The sequence below is a fragment of the Streptomyces sp. NPDC048441 genome (assembly GCF_043200235.1).
Classification (GTDB): domain Bacteria; phylum Actinomycetota; class Actinomycetes; order Streptomycetales; family Streptomycetaceae; genus Streptomyces.
Map to the genome: position 1 here is coordinate 38,240 of NZ_JBICXM010000010.1, position 21,601 is coordinate 59,840.

Here is a 21,601-nt window from a genome sequence, read left to right on the forward strand (position 1 = left end):
CGCTCGGCCGTCGGGACCGCTCAGTCGTCCAGTCCCTCCGCGGCACGCGCCTGCCGCAGCTCCTTGATGGCCCGGCGCCGCGCGAGGCGGTGCGTGCGGCGGATCTGGGCCTCCTGATACCGCCGCCGGTCCCGCTCGGTCTCCGGGATGACCGGCGGCACGCCCCGCGGCTTCCCCTCCGCGTCGACGGCCGCGAAGACGAGATACGCCGACCCCACCTGCTGGGCCGGTGTCGACTCGTTCCAGCGCTCGGCGAGCACCCGCACGCCGACCTCGATGGAGCTGCGGCCGGTCCAGTTCACCTGCGCCTTCACATGGACGAGGTCGCCGACGCGTACCGGCTCCAGGAAGGCCATCTCGTCCATGGAGGCGGTGACGGCGGGTCCGCCCGAGTGCCGTCCCGCGACGGCCCCCGCCGCATCGTCCACCAATTTCATGATCACGCCGCCGTGCACCGTTCCGAGGAGGTTGGTGTCGTTGTGGGTCATGATGTGGCTGAGAGTCGTGCGGGACGCCGAAGTCGGCTTGCCCGGAATCTCCGATTCCGCGCCAGGGGCCAGGTCTGTCATGGGCTCCACCCTATGTCTGAGGAATGTCCGTGACGCGCCGAGCCGCTTTGCATCAGCTCTGCAACAGCCCTGCTCCGATTCCCCACCTGCCCTGTGAGTGGCACAGCCCAAGGCGGCACACTGGGTCACATGAGCGATTGGCCTGACGACCAGGGCAACGGCCGGGGATACGGCCGTGGCAGCGGGAGCACGCAGCCTGAGGGCGCCCGCAGGATGCGGCATGTCCAGCGCGGCGGCCCGTCCGGCCGACCGGGCCAGCAGCAGGGAGGAGTCCCGCAGCAGGGCGGGTACGACGACGGCTACGGCCAGCCGTACGGCGACGCACGCGACGACATGTTCGAGCCCCGTGCCTCCCGCCAGGACGCCCACGACGGCTACAACACCGGCCAGGTCTACGGCTCCCCGAACGGGCCGGGACAGGGCGCGGGCGGCGGTCAGGGCGGCGACGGCACCCGTGCCCCGCGCCCCGCGCCGAACTGGCGCCGCCGCATCAAGATCGGCTCGATCACCTTCGTCGTGCTGCTCCTCGCCGTCTCCATCACCACGTACTTCTGGGCCGACTCCAAGCTCAAGCGCGAGGTCGACCTCTCCAAGGTCATCGAGCGCCCCGACGGCGGCGCGGGCACGAACTACCTGATCGTCGGCTCCGACAGCCGCGAGGGCATGACCGCCGAGGACAAGAAGAAGCTCCACACGGGCTCGGCCGAGGGCAAGCGCACCGACTCGATGATGATCCTGCACGTCGCGGACGACGGCGGGAACACGATGATCTCGCTGCCGCGTGACTCGAACGTCACGATCCCCTCCTTCAAGGGCGCCGAGTCCGGCAAGCTCTACCCGAACCAGGGCCGCCAGACGAAGCTGAACGCGGCGTACGCGGAGGACGGCCCCGAGCTCCTCGTGCGGACCGTCGAGTACAACACCGGGCTCAAGATCGACCACTACGCCGAGATCGGCTTCGGCGGCTTCGCCAAGATCGTGGACTCGGTCGGCGGCGTCGAGATGGACATCCCCAAGGCCTTCAAGGACAAGTGGTCGGGCGCCGACTTCGAGGCGGGCAAGCAGACCCTGAGCGGTCAGGAGGCCCTGGCCTTCGTCCGCACCCGGCACGCCTTCTCCAGCGACCTGGACCGTACGAAGAACCAGCAGAAGTTCCTCGCGGCCCTGGCCCACCAGGTGGCCACGCCCGGCACGGTCATGAACCCCTTCAAGCTCTACCCCACGATGAGCGCGGGCCTGGACACCCTGATCGTCGACAAGGACATGGGCCTCTTCGACGTGGGCTCCATGTTCTGGGCGATGAAGGGCATCAGCGGCGGTGACGGCAAGTCCATGAACATGCCGATCTCGGGCTCGTCCGGCGGCAACCTCCTGTGGGACAAGGCCAAGGTCAAGCAGATGGTGTCGGAGCTGAACAACGACGAGAAGGTGACCGTCTCGGGCGGCTGAGGCGTTTCCTGGATACGTGGACGGGGCCCCGCCGGTGGATCGGCGGGGCCCTTCTCCATGCCGCGATCACGGCCGCGCTGCCCGGCCGGGTAACCCGAACGCGTACCCCGAACGCTTCGCCCGCCGCGAAGCCCCGGCTCCCGCATGTCACGGTGAACAGGACGGACACCCTGATACCCGGAGCAATTGCCATGGCGGACCTGCAAGACGAACTCAACGCCACCGCCGAAGCCGGAGAGCTTGACACGACCGACGCAGCGACCCCCGAGCCACCACCCATATCCGAGCCCGCAGCCACCCACTCACCGGACCACGCGCCGGACCACGTGGCGGACCCGCTCCTGCGTGCCCACGCACTGCTGGCAGCGCATCCCGTCGCCGACGGCTACAGCGGGCTGCCGTGGGCGCTGCGCGCACTGCCCTGGTACGACCTGGAGCTGGGTGACAGCGGCGTGGACGCCGATGTGCCGCGGCTGCGGGCGGGCGGTGTGGGCGCCCAGTTCTGGTCCGTGCACGTCCCTGACGGCATCACCGGGGAGCACGTACTCGGCGCGACCCTCGAACAGATCGACCTCGTCAAGCAGGTCATCGGCGACCACACCGACGGGCTGCGGCTCGCCCGCACGGCGTCCGAGACGGCCGACGCCCGCAACTGCGGCCGCATCGCCGCCCTGATCGGCCCGGCGCGCGCCGCCGCGCTCGGCGACTCGCTCGCCACCCTGCGCGCCCTGCACGCCCTCGGCCTGAGCTCCCTCACGCTGTCCGGTACGTCATGGGCGGGCCCGGGAGGGCTGAGTCCGTTCGGCGAGGAGGTGGTGCGCGAGCTGAACCGGCTCGGCGTGCTCGCCGAGCTGTCCGGCGCCTCCGAGGCCACGGCGCACCGAACACTCGCCGTCTCCAGGGCGCCGGTGCTCTTCGCCCGCTCGGGAGCCCGCGCGCTGCGCGACGCCCCGGCGAACGTCCCGGACGACCTGCTGACCGCGATCGGCACCGCCAAGGGCCTGTGCCTGGTGCCGCTCTCCGCCGAGCAGACGGGCTCCTCGATCCGTGAGGTGGCGGACCACCTCGAACACGTACGCCGCGTCGCGGGCCCGGAGTGCGTCGGCATCTCGGGAACGTACGACACCTCGGAGACCCACCCCGAAGGCCTGGCCGACGCCTCGCGCTACCCGCATCTCATCGCCGAACTCATCGAACGCGACTGGCCGGAGGCCGATCTCGCGATGCTGACGTGGGGCAATGTCCAACGGATGCTGCGCGGGGCGGACTTCACGGCGCGGGCGACGCGGGAGAGGCGGCCGCGGGCAAGCTGAGCCTGAAGCTCGGGCGCTCTCAGCAGGCGCAGAGGCAGAACGGGTGTCCGGCCGGGTCGGCGTACACCCGGAAGCTGCGGGCGCGGTCCGCCGCGTCGAGGACGGTGGCGCCGAGCGCGAGCACCTCCTTCTCGACCGCGTCCATCTCCGCCTGCGCCACATCGAGGTCCAGATGGAACTGCTGCGAGTGCGCGGCCGAAGGCCACTGCGGGGGTACGTGGTCCGGAGCGGCCTGGAACGCGAGCGGTGTGCCGCCTCCCTGGCCTTCGAGGTCCACCCAGCCTTCGCCGTCGTCCTTGGGGGTGCCGCCGATGACGGCCGCGTAGAAGGTGGCGAGGGCCAGGGGGTCGGGACAGTCGAGTACGACGACGCCGAGTTTGGCGAGGGGCATGACTACTTCTCCTCGATCGCGAAGGGGTTACCCATACAGGCCTGCTACGGGTAACTGTCGTTACTGCATACTCCCCCACTAGAGGTAACGTCGCAAGCATGAATGACAGAGCACCTGCTCCCGGGGGCCTGGCGCTGATCCAGGCGCTGGTGAACACCCTGGACCTGGAGTCGGGCGCGGACGCCCTGGACACGGCGGAGGGTCGCGCCCCGCTCGGCATCTCTCCCCGGACGGAGGAGGTGGCGGCGGCGCGGGAGCTGCGGGAGTCGCTGCGGGTCGCATGCCTGGCCCATGCGGGGCACGGGCCGCACGAGGCCGCGCCGCCGCTGGGTCAACTCCTCGCGGCAGCCCCGCTGTTGGTGAGGGTCGACGCACAGGACGGCTCGGCGTCGCTCACTCCGGCCGACGACCCGGCACCGCTGGTGTCACGGGTGGCGGCAGCCATCGCGGAGGCGGTCGCCGCCGGTACGTGGAGCCGCCTCAAGGCGTGCGAAGCCTCGGACTGCCACTGGGCGTACTACGACCGGAGCCCGGCCGGGCGGAGCCGGTGGTGCGACATGGGGGTGTGCGGGGCCCGCGCCAAGATGCGGGCCTACCGGGCGCGGAAGGGTGCGGCCGGGGAGGGGTGAGTCAGGGACGGATGAATCAGGCCGCCGGGCGGCCCATCGCGCGGTACGTCCAGCCCGCCGCGCGCCAGACCTCCGGGTCGAGCGCGTTGCGCCCGTCCAGGATGAGCCGGGCCGACGCGACATCGCCGAGGGCCTCGGGGTCGAGCTCCCGGAACTCCTGCCACTCCGTCAGGTGCAGCACGACATCGGCGCCCCGCACCGCCTCCACCGCGGAATCGGCGTACCCGAGCGTCGGGAAGAGACGCCCCGCGTTCGCCATCCCCTTGGGGTCGTACACCGTGACCTGACCGCCCTGCAGATGAATCTGCCCGGCGACGTTCAGCGCGGGCGAGTCCCGCACATCGTCCGAGTCCGGCTTGAAGGTGGCGCCCAGGACGGCGACGCGCTTGCCCAGGAAGGACCCGCCCCCCAGCGCCTCCCGCGCCATCTCCACCATCTGCCCGCGCCGCCGCATGTTGATGGAGTCGATCTCCCGCAGGAAGGTCAGCGCCTGGTCGGCGCCCAGCTCCCCCGCCCGCGCCATGAACGCCCGGATGTCCTTGGGCAGACACCCGCCCCCGAAGCCGATCCCTGCCCGCAGGAACTTCTTGCCGATCCGGTCGTCGTACCCGAGCGCCTCCGCCAGCTTCACGACATCCCCGCCGGCCGCCTCGCACACCTCGGCCATGGCGTTGATGAACGAGATCTTCGTGGCGAGGAAGGAGTTGGCGGCGGTCTTCACGAGCTCGGCGGTCGGGAAGTCCGTCACGACGAAGGGCGAGCCCTCGCCCACGGGACCCGCGTACACCTCGCGAAGGAGCTTCTCGGCGTGCGCGCTGCGTACGCCGACGACGATGCGGTCCGGGTGCAGCGTGTCCTTGACGGCGAAGCCCTCCCGCAGGAACTCCGGGTTCCAGGCGAGCTCGGCCTCCGCGCCCACCGGTGCGGCGGCGGAGAGCTCGCGCGCGAGCCGGTCCGCCGAGCCGACCGGCACGGTCGACTTGCCCACGACGAGCGCGGGGCGCGTCAGATGCGGGGCGAGCTGCGCGAAGGCGCTGTCGACGTAGCTCATGTCGCAGGCGTACTCGCCGTGCCGCTGCGGGGTGTTCACGCAGACGAAGTGGACGTCTCCGAAGTCGGCGACCTCCGCCCAGTCCATGGTGAAGCGCAGACGCCCGCTCGAACCCTCGATCCCGGCGACATGCTTGCGCAGCAGCTCCTCGAGACCGGGCTCGTACATCGGGACCTCGCCCCGCTGGAGCATCTCGATCTTCTCGGGTACGACATCGAGGCCGAGCACCTCGAAGCCGAGCTCGGCCATGGCCGCGGCGTGCGTGGCACCGAGATAGCCGGTGCCGATCACGGTGATCTTGAGGGCCATGCGGTGCTCCAGGGGTATACGGCCGTCAGTGCGGTGCCCGAGCATAGTCGGGCCCTGGCGCGGGCACGTTTCCGCCATCGCCACCCGTTCTCCCACCCGCCCCGGCGACGGCTGTCGGCAAGCTCACGTATCCCTCGCGTGAGCCGCCCTCTAAAATTTGGGTTACTTAACGGTAATTAGCACCTTGGAGCGTGAGAGACCTTGGCCGGATCGGCTGATTTCGACCTGTACCGCCCGTCCGAGGAGCACGACATGCTCCGCGACGCGATCCGTTCGCTCTCGGAGGCGAAGATCGCACCGTTCGCCGCGGCGGTGGACGAGGAGGCCCGCTTCCCGCAGGAGGCGCTCGACGCCCTCGTCTCCTCCGACCTGCACGCGGTGCACGTACCGGAGAGCTACGGCGGCACGGGCGCCGACGCTCTCGCGACGGTCATCGTGATCGAGGAGGTGGCGCGCGTCTGTGCGTCCTCCTCCCTCATCCCGGCCGTGAACAAGCTGGGTTCGCTCCCCGTGATCCTCTCCGGGTCCGAGGAGCTGAAGAAGAAGTACATGACGCCGCTCGCCAAGGGCGACGGCATGTTCTCGTACTGCCTCTCCGAGCCGGACGCCGGTTCGGACGCGGCCGGCATGAAGACGAAGGCGGTCCGTGACGGGGACTTCTGGGTCCTCAACGGCGTGAAGCGCTGGATCACGAACGCGGGTGTCTCCGAGTACTACACGGTGATGGCCGTGACGGACCCCGAGAAGCGTTCGCGCGGCATCTCCGCGTTCGTCGTGGAGAAGTCGGACGAGGGCGTCTCCTTCGGCGCCCCGGAGCGGAAGCTCGGCATCAAGGGCTCGCCGACCCGCGAGGTCTACCTCGACAACGTTCGCATCCCCGCCGACCGCATGATCGGCGAGGAGGGCACCGGCTTCGCCACGGCGATGAAGACCCTGGACCACACCCGCATCACGATCGCGGCCCAGGCACTCGGCATCGCCCAGGGCGCCCTCGACTACGCGAAGGGCTACGTCAAGGAGCGCAAGCAGTTCGGCAAGCCGATCGCCGACTTCCAGGGCGTGCAGTTCATGCTCGCGGACATGGCGATGAAGATCGAGGCGGCACGTCAGCTGACGTACGCGGCGGCGGCCAAGTCGGAGCGCGGCGACAGCGACCTGACCTTCGCGGGCGCGGCAGCCAAGTGCTTCGCGTCGGACGTCGCGATGGAGGTCACGACGGACGCGGTCCAGCTGCTCGGCGGCTACGGCTACACCCGTGACTACCCGGTCGAGCGGATGATGCGGGACGCGAAGATCACGCAGATCTACGAGGGCACGAACCAGGTCCAGCGGATCGTGATGGCGCGGAACCTTCCGTAGCGGGGTTTTTGCAGGTCAGATGCTGTTTCGGCGGGCCGGGGAGACGGTTTCGGGTTCCAGCCCGTTGAGGCCCGTTCTCGCCTGTTCCTGAGCATCCTGCTGGGGAAATCCTGGGTGGGAGCTGGGCTGAAAACGACCACTGACCTGCACAAACAAAGCAGCCCCCGGCGTGATGCCGAGGGCTGCTGTCGTATGCGGATCAGGCGAGCCCCGACGCCTCCGCGGGGTCGTCGGCGCCGGGCAGCATCGCGCGGTATCGGGGCGGAGCGGCATCCAGCATCGCCAGGACTTCCCGTCCCTGAACGCGGTTCCTCCTCAGGGAACTTGGCGGCCACGGATGCCAGCGCGTCAGGGGTCATGTCCCGCCGCGTGGCAGGGTCGGCCGTGTCGTACACACGCCAGGGCCCCGCCGCGTTCTCCGGGTCCTCCGGTGCCACCACACCGGGGATGCCCAACTGCCTCAGCACGGCATCAACTTGCCGGGCCTGCTCAGCGTCCACACTTCCGCCTTCCGTCTGCTCGCGGCCAGCCTGGCTACCGCCACCACCCGAGCAGTGCGAAGCACACTTGCCTGGATTGATCGGGCCGCAGCCGCCCGGCTTGGGAGTGTGGGAGCAGTTCGCCGCCACCGACACCAGGGCCTTGGTCGGGTCCGTCCGATCCGCGAGGCGGCGGCTGCGCCTTCGTAGCTGTCGTAGGGAAAGGCTCTCGTGTCAGATCCGATATGGCAGAAGTCCAGCTTCTCCGGCAGTGACGCGGGGCAGGAGTGCGTGGAGGTGGCCACCACAACTCCCTCTCCCCAGGCGGGGGCGGGCGGGTGGGGGAAGGGGCGAGCCGGAGCGTGGCGCGGTCAGGTGTCGGCTGCCGGGGAGGTGCGGCCGAGCACCGGCGGGGTCCCCCACGGAGTTTCCAGTGCCGCCCGCAGCGCGTCCGCCGTTTGCTGGCCGATGCGTTCGGCGAGCGTCTCCTCCAGCCTTCGCAGGACGCGGCCCGCCTCGCGGTGCGTGCGTTCGCCCTCCGCGGTGCGGCGGATCAGCCTCTGCCGCGCGGAGGAGGGGTCGGGGACCTGTTCGAGCAGGCCCGCCGCCACCAGGCCGTGTACCGCCTGGTGGGCGGTCTGCCGGGTGACGCCCATCCTGCGGGCCAGCTCCGAGACCGTCGTGCCCTGCTCGTCCAGGACGGCGAAGAGGCCCGCCTGGGTCGGGGACACATGGGCCTCCCCTGCCTCCTCCAGGGTCGCGAGGAGCGCGTCCTCGAACCAGCGCCGGGCGTCGCCGAGCAGTTGCGGGAGGTTGCGGCCGGTGTCGTGCATGTCGCGAGCCTATGGGTTCGGGGGCGGTCGCTCGCCCGCGGTCTTGCCCGCGGTGGGACTACTATGTCAGGCTACCTGACGTTTGCGTTCAACGTCACTGTTCCTCAGACTTCCCCCCGGGAGAGCCCATGACGATCGAGTACGCCACCCGCCACCGGCGCTCCTCCCGCATCCCCGCCGGTCCGGGCAAGCCCTACGTCATCGAGAAGGGCGAGGGCGACCGCGCCCATCTGTTCGGGGACCTGGTCACGATCTACGCGGGCGGCGAGCAGACGGACAACGCCTTCAACTTCTTCACCGTCGAGGGCCCCAAGGGCGACATCATCCCGGCCCACCTGCACACCGACACCTACGAGGTCTTCTACGTCACCGCAGGCGCCGTACGGCTCTTCGTCGAGGACACCGAAGGCGCACAGCAGGAGAAGCTCCTCACCCCCGGCGACTTCGGCTTCGTACCGAAGAACTGTCCGCACGCCTACCGCATGGAGCGCCACCACAGCCAGGTCGTCGGCGTCGCCGCCGGGCCCGGCGGCACCTTCGAGCGGTTCTTCGAGAACCTCGGGGCGCCCGCCACGGACCTCGGCCTGCCGCGGACACCCGTCGTACCCACGCCCGACAAGTTCGCCACCGTTCCCGAGCGGTACGACGTGCGCTTCCTTCCCGAGCACCAGTGGCACACCCGGTGAGCGACGCCCTGCGGGCGCTGATCGCCGCGCCCCACCCGGATCTCGCGCCGCTGCCGCCCGCCGCGCTCCCGGCACCGGGCCTGCGGCTGCTGCGGGGTGTCCCGTACGGCGAGACAGAGGGCGGGCGACCGCTCGAACTCGACCTCTGGCTGCCGGACGCATCAGACGCACCGGCCGCCGCCCCGCTCGTCCTCTTCGTGCACGGCGGTGCCTGGCGGCGCGGGCGGCGTGACGACATGGGGCCGCGGACCCGCCACTGGGCTCCGGGTCCGTTCGCGCGCATCGCCGCGGCCGGTTTCGCCGTCGCCTGCGTCGACTACCGGCTCAGCGGCGAGGCCCTCTTCCCCGCCCCGCTCGACGACCTGCGCACCGCCCTGCGCTGGCTCACGCTCCGTGCGGCGGAACTCGGCGTCGACACCGGGCGGATCGTGGTGTGGGGCGAATCGGCGGGTGGTCATCTCGCCTCCCTCCTGGCACTCGACCCCGCGAGCACCACCGCCGGAGCCGTGGTCTGGTACGCGCCGAGCGATCTGACCGTCCCGTGCGGTGCGTACGACCCGGGGAACCCCACGACCCCCGAGGCCCTGCTGCTCGGCGCCGCCCCATCGGCCGTGCCGGCGGCGGCCCGCGCCGCCAGCCCCGTCGCCCAGGTGCACCGCGACGCCCCGCCCTTCCTCCTGGTCCACGGCGAGCAGGACACGATGGTCCCGAGCACGCACAGCGAGGCACTCGCCGCCCGGCTGCGGGACGTCGGCGTACGCGTCGAGCTGCGTACGGTGCCGGGCGCCGACCACGGCTGGTACGGCGCGTCCGACGGCGCGATGGAGGACGTCTTCGCCCGCTCGTTGCGCTTCGCGAGGCAAGAGATCGCGGACTGAGAGCAAGAGCGGACTGAGAGCACGAAGGGACTGAGAGCACGAAGGGCGGGGCGGCAGCCGATCGGCTGCCGCCCCGCCCTTTGTGCCCGACTCCGGCCCTCAGCAGTCCAGTTGCTGGAGCGTCGCGTTCGAAGGACCGCGCCGGAACTGCTCGTCCCGTGCCACATCCTCCGCCGCGCCGAGTACCCGCACCGCGTTCTGCCACGTCAGCTTGGCGAGGTCACCCCGAGACCAGCCGCGACCGATGAGCTCCGCGATCAGGTTCGGGTAGCCCGATACGTCGTCGAGGCCGTCCGGAGTGAACGCCGTGCCGTCGTAGTCGCCGCCGATGCCGATGTGGTCGACGCCCGCCACCTCGCGCATGTGGTCGAGGTGATCGGCGACCGTCGACGCCGTGGCGACGGGGCGCGGGGTCGACTCCTCGAAGGCCGCGTGCACCTTCATCGCGTCCGGCGTCGTGTCCAGGTGGTGGAACCCGTGCGCCCGCATGTTCTCGTCGGCCGCTGACGTCCAGTCAACTGCCGCCTGGAGGACGAACTTCGGCACGAAGGTCGCCATCGCCACGCCGCCGTTCGCCGACAGGCGCTCCAGGACGTCGTCCGGGATGTTGCGGGGGTGGTCGCAGACCGCGCGGGACGAGGAGTGGGAGAAGATCACGGGCGCCACGGACGTGTCCAGGGCCGCCCGCATCGTCGTCGCCGCCACGTGGGACAAGTCCACGAGTATGCCGGTGCGGTTCATCTCCCGGACCACCTCGTGACCGAAGGGGGAGAGGCCCCCGACGCCCGGCTCATCCGTTGCCGAGTCCGCCCACGCGATGTTGTCGTTGTGCGTCAGCGTCATGTAGCGGACACCGAGCGCGTGCAACGACCGCAGCGTCGCGAGGGAGTTGTTGATCGAGTGGCCGCCCTCCGCGCCCATCAGGGACGCGATGCGGCCCTCACCCCGCGCCTCCTCCATGTCCGCGGCCGTCAGCGCGCGGCGCAGGTCGGACGGGTAGCGGGTGAGCAACTGGTCGACGCAGTCGATCTGTTCGAGCGTCGCGCTGACCGCCGCGTCGCCGGTCAGGTCCGTGCGGACGTACACCGACCAGAACTGGGCGCCGACCCCGCCCGCCCGCAGGCGTGCGATGTCCGTGTGGAGGCGGCCCGTCTGGTCGGATGCGATGTCGAGGCGGTCGATGTCGTAACCCGCCTTCTCGCGCAGCGCCCAGGGCAGGTCGTTGTGGCCGTCGACCACGGGGAAGTCGGCGAGAAAGGCACGGGCTTCAGCGAGAGCGTCACTGCCGGGAGAAGTCATGCCGCCTACTTTCCCGAGCCGAAGCCGAAACCGGAACCCGTGCCTTCGACCTTGGCCCGGAGCCGCTTGCCCTTCTCCGTGGCCTGCTCGTTCAGTTCTTGCAGGAACTCCTGCATACGGGTGAGGAGTTCGGGGTCGTGAACGGCCAGGATCCGCGCCGCGAGCAGGCCCGCGTTGCGCGCGCCGCCGATCGAGACCGTCGCCACGGGGATGCCGGCCGGCATCTGCACGATGGAAAGGAGCGAGTCCATGCCGTCCAGGTACTTCAGGGGGACGGGCACGCCGATGACCGGGAGCGGGGTCACCGAAGCCATCATGCCGGGCAGGTGTGCCGCGCCGCCCGCGCCCGCGATGATCGCCTTGATGCCGCGGTCGGCCGCTTGATCGCCGTACGCGATCATCTCGCGCGGCATCCGGTGCGCGGAGAGGACGTCGACCTCGTAAGGGATCTCGAACTCGTCGAGCGCCTTGGCCGCGGCCTCCATGACCGTCCAGTCGGAGTCCGAGCCCATGACAATGCCAACTACAGGTGCGGTCATTCTGTAATCGTTCCTCTGAGATATCCGGCCGCGTGACGCGCGCGCTCGAGCACGTCGTCCAGGTCGTCGCCGTAGGTGTTGACGTGGCCGACCTTGCGTCCGGGCTTCACGTCCTTGCCATACATGTGGATCTTCAACTGCGGGTCACGCGCCATGCAGTGCAGATACGCCTGGTACATGTCCGGGTAGTCGCCGCCCAGGACATTGGCCATGACCGTCCACTTCGCCCGCGGGCGCGGGTCTCCGAGGGGGAGGTCGAGCACGGCACGCACGTGGTTCGCGAACTGGGACGTGATCGCCCCGTCCTGCGTCCAGTGGCCCGAGTTGTGCGGGCGCATCGCGAGCTCGTTGACCAGGATGCGGCCGTCGCGCGTCTCGAAGAGCTCGACCGCCAGGTGGCCGACCACGCCGAGTTCCTTGGCGATGCGGAGGGCCAGCTCCTGCGCCTGACCCGCGAGGTCCTCCGAGAGGCCGGGGGCGGGCGCGATCACCGTGTCGCAGACGCCGTCGACCTGCTGCGACTCGACTACGGGGTAGGCCACGGCCTGGCCGTGCGGTGAGCGGACGACATTCGCCGCGAGCTCCCGTACGAAATCGACCTTCTCCTCGGCCAGGACGGGGACACCGGCCCGGAAGGGATCTTCGGCGTCCTCGACGGAACGTACGAACCACACCCCCTTTCCGTCATAGCCGCCACGCACCGTCTTGAGGATCACGGGGAAGCCGTCGCCGTCCGAAGAGCCTTCGGCCGCGAAGGCCGCCACCTCCGCCGGATCGCGCACGATCCGGTGGCGTGGACACGGCACGCCGATCTCCATGAGCTTCTCGCGCATCACGCCCTTGTCCTGGGCGTGCACCAGCGCGTCAGGCCCCGGACGGACGGGGATGCCGTCCGCCTCCAGGGCCCGTAGATGCTCGGTGGGTACGTGTTCGTGATCAAAAGTGATCACGTCGCAGCCCCTCGCGAACTCACGCAGCGTGTCGAGATCGCGATAGTCGCCGATGACGACATCGCTGACGACCTGCGCCGCGGAGTCCTGAGGGGTGTCACTGAGGAGCTTGAATCTGAGGCCGAGGGGGATGCCCGCCTCGTGGGTCATGCGGGCGAGCTGACCGCCGCCGACCATGCCGACTACCGGGAACGTCACACCCCCAGGGTATCGGCCTGTATCGGCCACCCCGGAACGGCCGGTTCTCCCCGCCCCGCACGGCCGATCCCGTCACAGAGCCGCCACAGTGTGGAGGCGCGCACGCGCGAGCGGCGGGGTCGCTGGTTAGCATGGCTGGGTTGACGCGACCGAATCACCACCTACGTCGACATGACCGATACGAATCGACGGAACGACGGGGGTTGGGGCGACCACCATGAAGGAACGTGGCGCACTACGGGTGCGACTGGACCAGCTCGCGCGCGAAGTCGCCAAGTTCGGAGCCGTGGGGGCGCTGGGCACGCTGGTGAATTTCGGCGTCTCCAACCTGCTGTGGCACACCACTGATCTGCAGGCCGTGCGCGCGAACGTGATCGCCACGGTCGTCGCCATCGCCTTCAACTACGTGGGCTTCCGTTACTTCACGTACAGGGACCGTGACAAGAGCTCCCGCACCAAGGAGCTCACGCTGTTCCTGATGTTCAGCGCGGTCGGCCTGGTGATCGAGAACGGCGTTCTGTACGCGGCGATCTACGGCTTCGACTGGGACAGCCCGCTCCAGCGCAACGTCTTCAAGTTCGTGGGCATCGGCATCGCCACCTGCTTCCGCTTCTGGTCCTACCGCACCTGGGTCTTCAAGTCACTGCCCGCGCGGGAGACCGTGGCCCATGCGGAATCGTTCCTGGACGAGCCGGTGGACGTGACGGCCGACACGAAGCGGGCCGCGGCTGCGGCTACGCAGCGGGCCAGCTGACCAGCTCTCCCCGTACGGGCCGTACGGGCCGCCTGACGGCCCTCTGGCGGCCCTCGGCAGCTATCTGACCGTCTCCTCGGAATCCGCCGCTGCCCGCTTCTGCGGCGGCGTACGCGACAGGAACAGGCCGAACACCGGCGGCTTGGTCTGCAGCATTTCCAGCCTGCCTCCGTCCGCCTCGGCCAGATCCCTGGCCACCGCGAGGCCGATACCCGTCGAGTTGCGGCCGCTGATGGTGCGCTCGAAGATCCGGGCGCCGAGATCGGCGGGGACGCCGGGGCCGCCGTCCGTGACCTCGATCACCGTCTGGTTTCCCGTGACGCGGGTCCGCAGCGCCACGGTGCCGCCGCCGTGCATGAGCGAGTTCTCGATCAGCGCCGCGAGGACCTGCGCGACGGCGCCCGGTGTGCCCACGGCCCGCAGCTGCCGCTTGCCCGAGCTGACGATGGCGCGGCCCGCGCTGCGGTAGGCCGGGCGCCACTCCTCCAGCTGCTGCTTGATGACCTCGTCCAGGTCGAAGGAGACGGCGGAGCCGGTGCGCGGGTCACGGGAATTGGTGAGCAGCCGCTGTACCACGTCGGTGAGGCGCTCGACCTGCGCGAGCGCGATCGTCGCCTCCTCCTTCACCGTGTCCAGGTCGTCGGTGACGGTGATCTCCTCCAGGCGCATGGAGAGGGCCGTGAGCGGCGTACGCAGCTGGTGCGAGGCATCGGCCGCGAGGCGCCGCTCGGCGGTCAGCATCCGGGCGATCCGCTCGGCGCTGCCGTCGAGGACGTCCGCGACGCGGTCGAGCTCCGGCACGCTGTACCGCTTGTGGCGGGGCCTCGGGTCGCCCGAGCCGAGGCGTTCCGCGGTCTCGGCGAGGTCGGTGAGCGGAGAGGTCAGGCGGTTGGCCTGGCGTACGGCGAGGAGTACGGCGGCGATGATCGCCAGCAGGGCCACGGCGCCGATGATCAGCAGGGTGCGGCCGACCTCCTGGGTGACCGCGGTGCGCGGCTCCTCGACGGTGACCTTCTCGCCCTCCTCGCCCTTGGCCGTGTCCCGGATGACCTCGCCGGTGGGGCGGGTGCCGATCTCGATGGGGGCGCGGCCCTGGATCTCGATGCGGGCGTAGCGGTCGGTGTCGACGGCGGCGATGTCGCGCAGGATCTCGGCGTTGATCCGCTCATCACTGATGAGCCTGCTGTCGACGATGCTGGCGAGGCGGAGCGCCTCGGAGGTGACTCGCTCCTGGGCGCTGCTGCTGATGGTTCTGGTCTCGACGATGACGAGGCTTACGCCGAAGACGGCGATGACGACGAGGACCACGGCGAGGGTGGAGTTGATCAGGCGGCGGCGCATTTACCCAGTGTCCTGGATGCGGGCCCCGTCAGGGGCGCGGGGAAGTGCCCCGTCAGGGGCGCGGGGAACTGCCCCGTCAGGGGCGCGGGGAACTGCCCCGTCAGGGGCGCGGGGAACTGCGCGAGCAACCACGGCGTGCCCGCACGGGCCTGGCGGACCGTTGAAGGCAGACGCGTCTGCCATCGACCCACTTCCCGCAGGTGCGGGCCGTCGACGGCTGGTCGCGCAGTTCCCCGCGCCCCTACGGGGCACTTTCCAGCGCCCCCAGGCGAGAGATCAGCTCTTCTCGAAGCGGAAGCCCACACCCCGCACCGTGGCGATGTACCGCGGATTCGCCGCATCATCGCCCAGCTTCTTGCGCAGCCAGGAGATATGCATGTCCAGCGTCTTCGTGGAGGACCACCACGTCGTGTCCCAGACCTCCCGCATCAGCTGGTCGCGCGTCACTACCCGCCCCGCGTCGCGGACCAGGACCCGGAGCAGGTCGAACTCCTTGGCCGTGAGCTGGAGCTCCTCCTCGCCCATCCAGGCGCGGTGCGACTCGACGTCGATCCGCACGCCGTGCGTGGCCGGCGGCTGCTGCGGCTCGGCCGCCCCGCGCCGCAGCAGGGCCCGGACGCGGGCCAGCAGTTCGGCCAGGCGGAAGGGTTTGGTCACGTAGTCGTCGGCGCCCGCGTCCAGGCCGACGACGGTGTCCACCTCGTCGGCGCGTGCGGTCAGGATGAGGATCGGCGCCGTGTGCCCCTCGGCACGGAGGCGGCGGGCCACCTCAAGGCCGTCCATGCCGGGCAACCCCAGGTCGAGTACGACAAGGTCGACGCTGCCCTGGAGTCCGGCGTCGAGGGCGGTCGGGCCGTCCTCGCGGACTTCGACCTCGTAACCCTCCCTGCGCAGGGCACGGGCCAGCGGCTCCGAGATGGACGCATCGTCCTCGGCGAGCAGTACACGGGTCATGAGGTGATGGTAGTCCGCGTCGGACGACCATCGTGGGGTGATCGCCTCATGATCGTTGAAGCCTGCGGCTCTGGGGTGCGATCCTGAGAATCACCTTTAAATGTGGGCTGTTGGTTCCAACATCACCTGTGATCCATGTCTCAAGTCCTTCCATATGCCGCCTTGACGTGGCGTATGGTGACCCAACGCCTGATGCACTACGCAAGGACCTTTGGCCCACTGTGCGGCCTGAGGTCACTTTTATGTGCGGGTCGGTTTCTGCCGGCCCTGGAAGGAATGACCTGTGGTCGGGCCCTGAACGCGTAGTGACGCGCCCAGGGCGTGGATCTCGGAGTCACCGCCCTGCGCCTTCCCCCATACGGAGCGCGAAACTCCCCCCGGGCGTGGGGGTGTGGACGGAATGACCCCGGTGCCGACCGCCCCCCACCGGGCGCGCACACGCTCCTGCCGCGCGTCCCGAACTCACGAGGATCGACCCATGGCGTCCAGCCTGACGAAGGACTCAGCCGGTACCCCTGGCTCTGAGAAGACCTTCTTCGGCCACCCCCGCGGACTGGCCACACTCTTCATGACCGAAATGTGGGAGCGCTACAGCTTCTACGGCATGAAGGCATTGCTCCCGCTGTATCTGATCGCCCCCGGCGGCATGAACATGAGTGCCACGACGGCGACGGCGATCTACTCCGTCTACATGTCGATGGTCTACCTGCTCGCCATGCCCGGCGGCTGGGTCGCGGACCGCTTCTGGGGACCGCGCAAGACCGTCGCCATAGGCGCCGGTGTCGTCATCCTCGGCCACATCACGCTCGCGCTGCCGAGCTCGGTGTCCTTCTTCGCCGGCCTCGCACTCGTCGCGCTCGGATCAGGCCTCCTGAAGGCGAACATCTCCACGATGGTCGGCCACCTCTACGACGGCCCGGAGGACCCGCGCCGCGACGGCGGCTTCACGCTGTTCTACATCGGCATCAACATGGGTGCCTTCCTCGCCCCGCTGACGATCGGCACCGTGGGCGAGAACGTCAACTGGCACTTCGGCTTCGCGCTCGCCGCGATCGGCATGGCGCTCGGCCTCGGCCAGTTCATGCTCGGCTCGCGCCACCTGAGCGGCGAGAGCAGCGTGGTCTCCAAGCCCGCGACCGCCGAGCAGCGCAAGTCCGCCCTGCGCACCGGCCTGATCTGGCTGATCGTGGCGGCGGCGCTCTACACGTTCCTCGCCGTGACCGGCAACTTCGCCGACTGGGCGCTGATGCCGCTCACGATCGCCGGTCTGGTCATCCCGATCGCCGTCCTGGTCCGCATGAAGCGCGACAAGGAGCTGACGAACCTCGAGCAGTCCAAGCTCTCGGGCTACGTCTGGTTCTTCGTCGTCGCCGCCGTCTTCTGGATGATCTACGACCAGAACGGCTCGACCCTGTCGATCTTCGCCGAGGGCAAGACGACGAACAGCCTGCTCGGGTTCGACTTCCCGACCTCCTGGTACCAGTCGCTGAACCCGATCTTCATCATGGCGCTCGCCCCCGTGGTCGCCTCGGCGTGGCTCTGGCTGAACAAGCGGGGCAAGGAGCCGAGCACGGCGGTCAAGTTCGCCTCCAGCCTCACGCTGATCGGCATCTCCTTCGCCGTCTTCCTGATCCCGCTGATCGACACCGCCAACAACGGCGGCAAGGTCAGCCCGATGTGGCTGGTGTCGATCTACTTCATCCAGACCGTCGGTGAGCTCTGCCTCTCCCCGGTCGGCCTCTCGGTCACCACGAAGATGGCGCCGGCGAAGTACACCGCCCAGATGATGGGTGTCTGGTTCCTCGCGGTCACCGCGGGCGACTCCGTGACCGGCCTGCTCACGTCCCCGCAGCTCGGCATCAACCTGGATACGTCGGGTGCGGTCGCCGTCGAGGCGGTCATCGCCGTACTCGCGGGCTTCGGTATCTGGATGAACCGCAAGAAGGTCAAGGAAATGATGGGTTCCGTCAACTGAGTCGGCTGGGCTGACAGACGACGCGACGAGGGCCGCCGCACCCGAGGGTGCGGCGGCCCTCGCGTTCGTCCACTCGCGCGAACAGAGGATCGTCCGCTAACCCGTGGCGGTGACGCGGAACGTTTCTGTGCCGGTGGCGGGGCCTGGCGGTGGAACATCTGGCCATGCGTCGTACGTTGCTGACCCTCGCCGTGTGCGGGGCGCTGCTGTCGTCCAGTGCGGTCGCCGATGCGACCCCCGAGTCCTCCCCGTCCGGACAGCGCTTCTCGTACGGGACCCATGCCCGCCAGAAGATCACCGTGTACGGGACCGGGTCCCACCGCCCCGCGCTGCTGATCCTGCACGGCGGCTCCTGGGTGCGGGACACCGACTGGAGCGGGTGGGCGCGGTGGTTCGCGGCGCGGGGGTTCACCGTCTACGACACCGACTACCGGCTGGCATCCGACGCGGCCTGGCCCGCACAGCGCGACGACGTGCTCGCGGCTCTGCGGTGGGTGAAGCGGCGCTCCGGTGAGCGGCCCGTGGTGCTCGGGTCGTCCGCCGGTGGGCATCTCGCCGTCAGCGCCGGGGCCTACGGAGCGGGGCGCAAGCGGGTACGGGCCGTGGTGGCACTCTCCCCCGTCGCCTCGCCCTACCGGGCCTGGGTGGACGGCGGAAGCTCCGCGGCCTCCCCGGCACAGCGCGGACTGCGGCGATCGGCCGAGCGCCTCGCGGGATGCTGGCCCGACCGGGGCGGGCAGAAGTGCTGGAGGCAGTGGGGAGACCTCGCCGCCAAGTCCCACGCCTCGGGTACGGACGACCCGCCGATGTTCCTCACACACTCGGCGGCGGACTTCGTGCCGGTCGCACACTCGACCGAACTCGCGCACGCACAAACGGAGTTGGGAATGAAGGACGTCACGGTACGCATCGAGCCGGGCTCCGCGCACGGCGGCGTACTCCTGAAAAGGCCGGGCACCGCCCAGGCCGTACTGAGGTGGCTGAGGAAGCACACGTGAGGGGCGCCCCTTAAGAGGCGCGAGGAGAGGCGCCCCTTAAGGGGCGCGGGGAACTGCGCGCCCAGCCACAACGGACCCGCACCGAAGATCCCCGCACCCCGAGCCGCGTCAGCGCACGCGCACGCCACCCCGCCGCTTCGGCAGGAACGTGAAGACCGCGCCACCCAGCAGGATGACCGTGCCGGCGACAAGCCCAAGTGCCCGCAGGGTCCCGTTGTCGTCGGCTCCGGTCTCCGCGAGACCACCGCCGCCGCTCGCCGAGGAGCCACCCGCGGAACCACCCGCAGAGCCGGAGCCACCGCCCGCCGAACCTGAACTCGAACCGCCCGCCGCCCCGCCAGGCTGCGCCGCCGTATCGATCTCGAGCGACACATCGGACTTCGACGGGGTGCAAGTCGTCGTCGTACCAAGGGCCTTGACCGTCAGGACACCCGGCGAAAGCGTCGACTTACCATCGGCGCCCGGCTTGTACGTGCCGGTCAGGTCAGGGATGGTCATCGGGTCACCCGACTTGATGGGCTCCTTGTTGGTGGGGCCCTCCACCGCCACCGTGCCCTTGTCCGCGCCACCCAGCTTGACCGCCATCGACGGCTTCACGGAGTCCGCGGGGATGTCGGCCGGACTGTCCATGACGGACTTCTTGAACTCCACCGTGAGGGCGTAGTTCCCGCCCTCCTTCTTGGCGTTGATCTGGACGGGAGACGTGGCGTCCTTGTCGCCGATCGGCGTCTTGCACTTGTAGGGGGTCTGGACTTCCTTCCCGGGGAAGTCGGTCTTGCCGCCGTCGCCACCACCGCTTCCGGTGGAGCCGCCGCCCGTGGAGCCGCCGCCGGAGGTACCAGCGGTGTCCCCGCCGGTGTTGCCGCCCGACGTACTGCCACCGCCCGACGCCGTACCGCCGCCCGAACTACCCCCGCCCTCCGTCACCTTGATGGTCGCGCCCGCCTTGACCTGCTCCTTCGGCGTGCACTTGGTGTCGGTCGACATCGGCTTGCTGACGTTGATGTTGTACGCGTCCGGGGTGAGTGTCACCTCGCCCGCCTTGGTCAGTTTCACCGTGCCCTTCATGTCGGAGAGGACCATGGGGCTGTTCTTCTTGATCGGCGGATTGACCCGCTCGCCCGCCACCGCCAGATCACCGGTCTGACCGCCACCCAGCTTGATGGTGCCGGTCGGCTTCACCGTGTCCTTCTCCAGGTCGATGATGTCCGGATTCTTGGACGCGGCCTGCGTCGTCTTCCATACGACATCGACCTCGTCACCCACCTTCGCGGTGGCCGGCGCGGTGATCTCCACCTTGGTGGTGCCCTGCACGGGTGGCAGCCCGGATATCGACGGCGGAATGCACTCCGTCTTGTACGCCACCTCGGCCGCCTGCGCGGGTCCCGCGCCAAGGAGGATGCCCGCCCCGCCGAGCAGGATCGAGACCGAGGCCGCGCCCGCTCTCCGTCGTGTGCTGATCACGTGTTTCCCTTCGTCGTCGGGCTGTTCTCTGACGGTGCGGAGAGCTGTCCGGCGGGTGCGGTCCCGGCGCCGGGGTCTGTGTCAGGGGTGAACCACGGGAGGGTGGTGGTGTTCGTGGCGGCGTCGCTGCCCTTGCCGGGTCCACGGGGCGGTTTCGTACGCGGCGTACGGGCCGCCTCGTCCGCCGCGACCGCCCCCTGGGGCAGCCTCAACTTCGGCAGCCGATCAGCGAGTTCGGCGATCCTGCCGGTGCGGTGGCGTCCGGCCGGGCGGGAGCCTCGTCCACCCCGCCTGCGGTTGGGCCGGAGCTTGTCCACCACCGCCATGCCGATGCGGAAGACGGCGGCAGGCACGACGACGCAGAGCAGGATCCAGAAGACGGTGACGCCCCAGGGGCGGCCGACACCCCAGGGCTGCTCGGCGAGGACCTTGCCGCCGAACTTCAGGGAGACCAGATAGTTGCCGTGCGCTCCGGCGGAGAGTTCCACCGGCAGCTTGATCTGCGCCTTCTTGCCGGGGGCGATGGTGCCGCGCCACTGCTGTTCCTCCCACTGCGGGGCAAACACGCCGTGGGAGGTGCCCACTTCGAAGACCGGGTTCTTGACGGGGGCCGAGCCGACGTTGCCCACGGTGAAGACGAACTTCCGGGACGGCGGGGCGCCGAACCAGGCCAGGAGGCCGCTCGAGCCTTCCAGGCTGGTGTCGGTGAGGACGGAGAGCCTGCCGCCGCCCTGCTGCTTGGGGAGGGGTTCGACCGGGTGGCCCGCGACCTCGAAGGGGGCGTCCGCCTGCGCCTTGTCCCCGGTGACCGTCGCCACGTGGACCACACAGGGGCAGGGCTTGGGCGGCTCGGCCACCGGGAGCTTCTTGGTGAAAGTGCCCTTGCCGTCCGTCGTGACGGCGAGGCCCTCCGCGTTGGCGCAGGAGTTCGTGCCGCCGGGGACGCCTCTGGCCGGGGTGGACTGACCGCAGATGAGCATCATCAGGAGGGCGTTGGAGCGCCAGCCCTTGCCCGTGACGGTGATGTCACCGCCCTTGCCTGCCTGGGCCTTGGAGAGCGTGACCGTCGGCTTGTCCGCGGCGGTGGCCTTGGCTTGTGCCAGCGGCGCCGGGAGCAGCAGGAAGGCCAGTGCCGCCAGTACGGCGGCTGCGGCTGTGTACTTCATGCCGCCTCGTTTACCGG

20 protein-coding genes and 1 pseudogene are annotated in these 21,601 nt (G+C 69.9%); 10 read left to right on the forward strand and 11 right to left on the reverse strand.

All coding sequences use genetic code 11. The features are described 5' to 3' along the window. Nucleotides 1-20: 20 nt before the first annotated feature. Complete coding sequence (locus ACGFSB_RS24250; protein ID WP_393402886.1) at nucleotides 21-569, reverse strand: acyl-CoA thioesterase; 549 nt, start codon at nucleotides 567-569, stop codon at nucleotides 21-23. 129 nt (nucleotides 570-698) lie between these two features. Here ACGFSB_RS24250 and ACGFSB_RS24255 point away from each other — a divergent pair, with 129 nt between their 5' ends. Both ACGFSB_RS24255 and ACGFSB_RS24260 read left to right on the forward strand, forming a co-directional pair. Then, nucleotides 699-2,018 (forward strand): LCP family protein, encoded by a 1,320-nt coding sequence (locus ACGFSB_RS24255; RefSeq protein WP_393402888.1) that lies wholly within the window; start codon nucleotides 699-701, stop codon nucleotides 2,016-2,018. A 191-nt stretch (nucleotides 2,019-2,209) separates the two neighbouring features. Then, complete coding sequence (locus ACGFSB_RS24260; protein ID WP_393402891.1) at nucleotides 2,210-3,331, forward strand: dipeptidase; 1,122 nt, start codon at nucleotides 2,210-2,212, stop codon at nucleotides 3,329-3,331. A gap of 19 nt (nucleotides 3,332-3,350) precedes the next feature. Here the strand turns inward: ACGFSB_RS24260 and ACGFSB_RS24265 are convergent, their stop codons facing one another. After that, nucleotides 3,351-3,722 (reverse strand): VOC family protein, encoded by a 372-nt coding sequence (locus ACGFSB_RS24265; protein WP_393402894.1) that lies wholly within the window; start codon nucleotides 3,720-3,722, stop codon nucleotides 3,351-3,353. 98 nt (nucleotides 3,723-3,820) lie between these two features. On the opposite strand from ACGFSB_RS24265, the gene ACGFSB_RS24270 reads away from it, so the two are divergent. Then, on the forward strand, nucleotides 3,821-4,351 hold the full coding sequence (locus ACGFSB_RS24270) for a CGNR zinc finger domain-containing protein (protein ID WP_393402897.1): 531 nt from the start codon (nucleotides 3,821-3,823) through the stop codon (nucleotides 4,349-4,351). A 16-nt stretch (nucleotides 4,352-4,367) separates the two neighbouring features. Here ACGFSB_RS24270 and ACGFSB_RS24275 read toward each other — a convergent pair whose 3' ends face one another. Continuing rightward, nucleotides 4,368-5,711, reverse strand: coding sequence for a UDP-glucose dehydrogenase family protein (locus ACGFSB_RS24275; protein WP_393402900.1), 1,344 nt, complete (start codon nucleotides 5,709-5,711; stop codon nucleotides 4,368-4,370). A gap of 201 nt (nucleotides 5,712-5,912) precedes the next feature. On the opposite strand from ACGFSB_RS24275, the gene ACGFSB_RS24280 reads away from it, so the two are divergent. Next, nucleotides 5,913-7,070 carry an acyl-CoA dehydrogenase gene (locus ACGFSB_RS24280; RefSeq protein WP_393402903.1) on the forward strand — a complete coding sequence of 386 codons (1,158 nt, stop codon included), beginning with the start codon at nucleotides 5,913-5,915 and terminating at the stop codon, nucleotides 7,068-7,070. A 710-nt stretch (nucleotides 7,071-7,780) separates the two neighbouring features. Further along, nucleotides 7,781-7,855: pseudogene (locus ACGFSB_RS24285) on the forward strand (DUF397 domain-containing protein); the annotation flags it as partial. A 65-nt stretch (nucleotides 7,856-7,920) separates the two neighbouring features. On the opposite strand, the gene ACGFSB_RS24290 reads toward ACGFSB_RS24285, so the two are convergent. After that, entirely contained in the window at nucleotides 7,921-8,382 is a 462-nt protein-coding gene (locus tag ACGFSB_RS24290) for a MarR family winged helix-turn-helix transcriptional regulator (RefSeq protein WP_393402906.1), read from the reverse strand. 128 nt (nucleotides 8,383-8,510) lie between these two features. Here ACGFSB_RS24290 and ACGFSB_RS24295 point away from each other — a divergent pair, with 128 nt between their 5' ends. After that, a complete protein-coding gene (locus ACGFSB_RS24295) occupies nucleotides 8,511-9,068 on the forward strand; it encodes a quercetin 2,3-dioxygenase (RefSeq protein ID WP_393402908.1) in 558 nt (185 codons plus the stop codon). Next, a complete protein-coding gene (locus tag ACGFSB_RS24300; RefSeq protein ID WP_393402911.1) occupies nucleotides 9,053-9,946 on the forward strand; it encodes an alpha/beta hydrolase fold domain-containing protein in 894 nt (297 codons plus the stop codon). Before ACGFSB_RS24295 ends, ACGFSB_RS24300 begins: the two co-directional genes overlap by 16 nt. Before the next feature lie 99 nt (nucleotides 9,947-10,045). Here the strand turns inward: ACGFSB_RS24300 and ACGFSB_RS24305 are convergent, their stop codons facing one another. From ACGFSB_RS24305 to ACGFSB_RS24315, 3 genes are read right to left on the reverse strand one after another with little or no spacing between them, the layout of a single operon-like run. After that, on the reverse strand, nucleotides 10,046-11,245 hold the full coding sequence (locus ACGFSB_RS24305) for a dipeptidase (protein WP_393402914.1): 1,200 nt from the start codon (nucleotides 11,243-11,245) through the stop codon (nucleotides 10,046-10,048). A 5-nt stretch (nucleotides 11,246-11,250) separates the two neighbouring features. Further along, entirely contained in the window at nucleotides 11,251-11,784 is a 534-nt protein-coding gene (gene purE, locus ACGFSB_RS24310) for a 5-(carboxyamino)imidazole ribonucleotide mutase (protein ID WP_393402917.1), read from the reverse strand. Continuing rightward, nucleotides 11,781-12,932, reverse strand: a complete 1,152-nt coding sequence (locus ACGFSB_RS24315; protein ID WP_393402920.1) for a 5-(carboxyamino)imidazole ribonucleotide synthase — start codon at nucleotides 12,930-12,932, stop codon at nucleotides 11,781-11,783. Before ACGFSB_RS24315 ends, purE begins: the two co-directional genes overlap by 4 nt. 217 nt (nucleotides 12,933-13,149) lie before the next feature. Here ACGFSB_RS24315 and ACGFSB_RS24320 point away from each other — a divergent pair, with 217 nt between their 5' ends. Next, on the forward strand, nucleotides 13,150-13,686 hold the full coding sequence (locus tag ACGFSB_RS24320) for a GtrA family protein (protein WP_393402922.1): 537 nt from the start codon (nucleotides 13,150-13,152) through the stop codon (nucleotides 13,684-13,686). A gap of 60 nt (nucleotides 13,687-13,746) precedes the next feature. Here ACGFSB_RS24320 and ACGFSB_RS24325 read toward each other — a convergent pair whose 3' ends face one another. Beyond that, nucleotides 13,747-15,027 carry an ATP-binding protein gene (locus tag ACGFSB_RS24325; protein WP_393402925.1) on the reverse strand — a complete coding sequence of 427 codons (1,281 nt, stop codon included), beginning with the start codon at nucleotides 15,025-15,027 and terminating at the stop codon, nucleotides 13,747-13,749. Nucleotides 15,028-15,303: 276 nt separating this feature from the next. Then, nucleotides 15,304-15,981 carry a response regulator transcription factor gene (locus ACGFSB_RS24330; RefSeq protein ID WP_351163139.1) on the reverse strand — a complete coding sequence of 226 codons (678 nt, stop codon included), beginning with the start codon at nucleotides 15,979-15,981 and terminating at the stop codon, nucleotides 15,304-15,306. 478 nt (nucleotides 15,982-16,459) lie between these two features. Between ACGFSB_RS24330 and ACGFSB_RS24335 the strand changes: the two genes are divergently transcribed. Together ACGFSB_RS24335 and ACGFSB_RS24340 are read left to right on the forward strand one after the other, a co-directional pair. Then, entirely contained in the window at nucleotides 16,460-17,956 is a 1,497-nt protein-coding gene (locus ACGFSB_RS24335) for a peptide MFS transporter (RefSeq protein ID WP_393402927.1), read from the forward strand. A gap of 164 nt (nucleotides 17,957-18,120) precedes the next feature. After that, complete coding sequence (locus tag ACGFSB_RS24340; RefSeq protein WP_393402930.1) at nucleotides 18,121-18,954, forward strand: alpha/beta hydrolase; 834 nt, start codon at nucleotides 18,121-18,123, stop codon at nucleotides 18,952-18,954. A 108-nt stretch (nucleotides 18,955-19,062) separates the two neighbouring features. On the opposite strand, the gene ACGFSB_RS24345 is transcribed toward ACGFSB_RS24340, so the two are convergent. Both ACGFSB_RS24345 and ACGFSB_RS24350 read right to left on the reverse strand, forming a co-directional pair. Beyond that, the gene (locus tag ACGFSB_RS24345) at nucleotides 19,063-20,415 is read right to left on the reverse strand and encodes a hypothetical protein (RefSeq protein ID WP_393403504.1); all 1,353 of its coding nucleotides are present in this window, start codon (nucleotides 20,413-20,415) and stop codon (nucleotides 19,063-19,065) included. After that, nucleotides 20,415-21,584 (reverse strand): hypothetical protein, encoded by a 1,170-nt coding sequence (locus ACGFSB_RS24350; RefSeq protein ID WP_393402933.1) that lies wholly within the window; start codon nucleotides 21,582-21,584, stop codon nucleotides 20,415-20,417. The genes ACGFSB_RS24345 and ACGFSB_RS24350 overlap by 1 nt, the downstream gene beginning before the upstream one ends. Nucleotides 21,585-21,601: the final 17 nt, after the last annotated feature.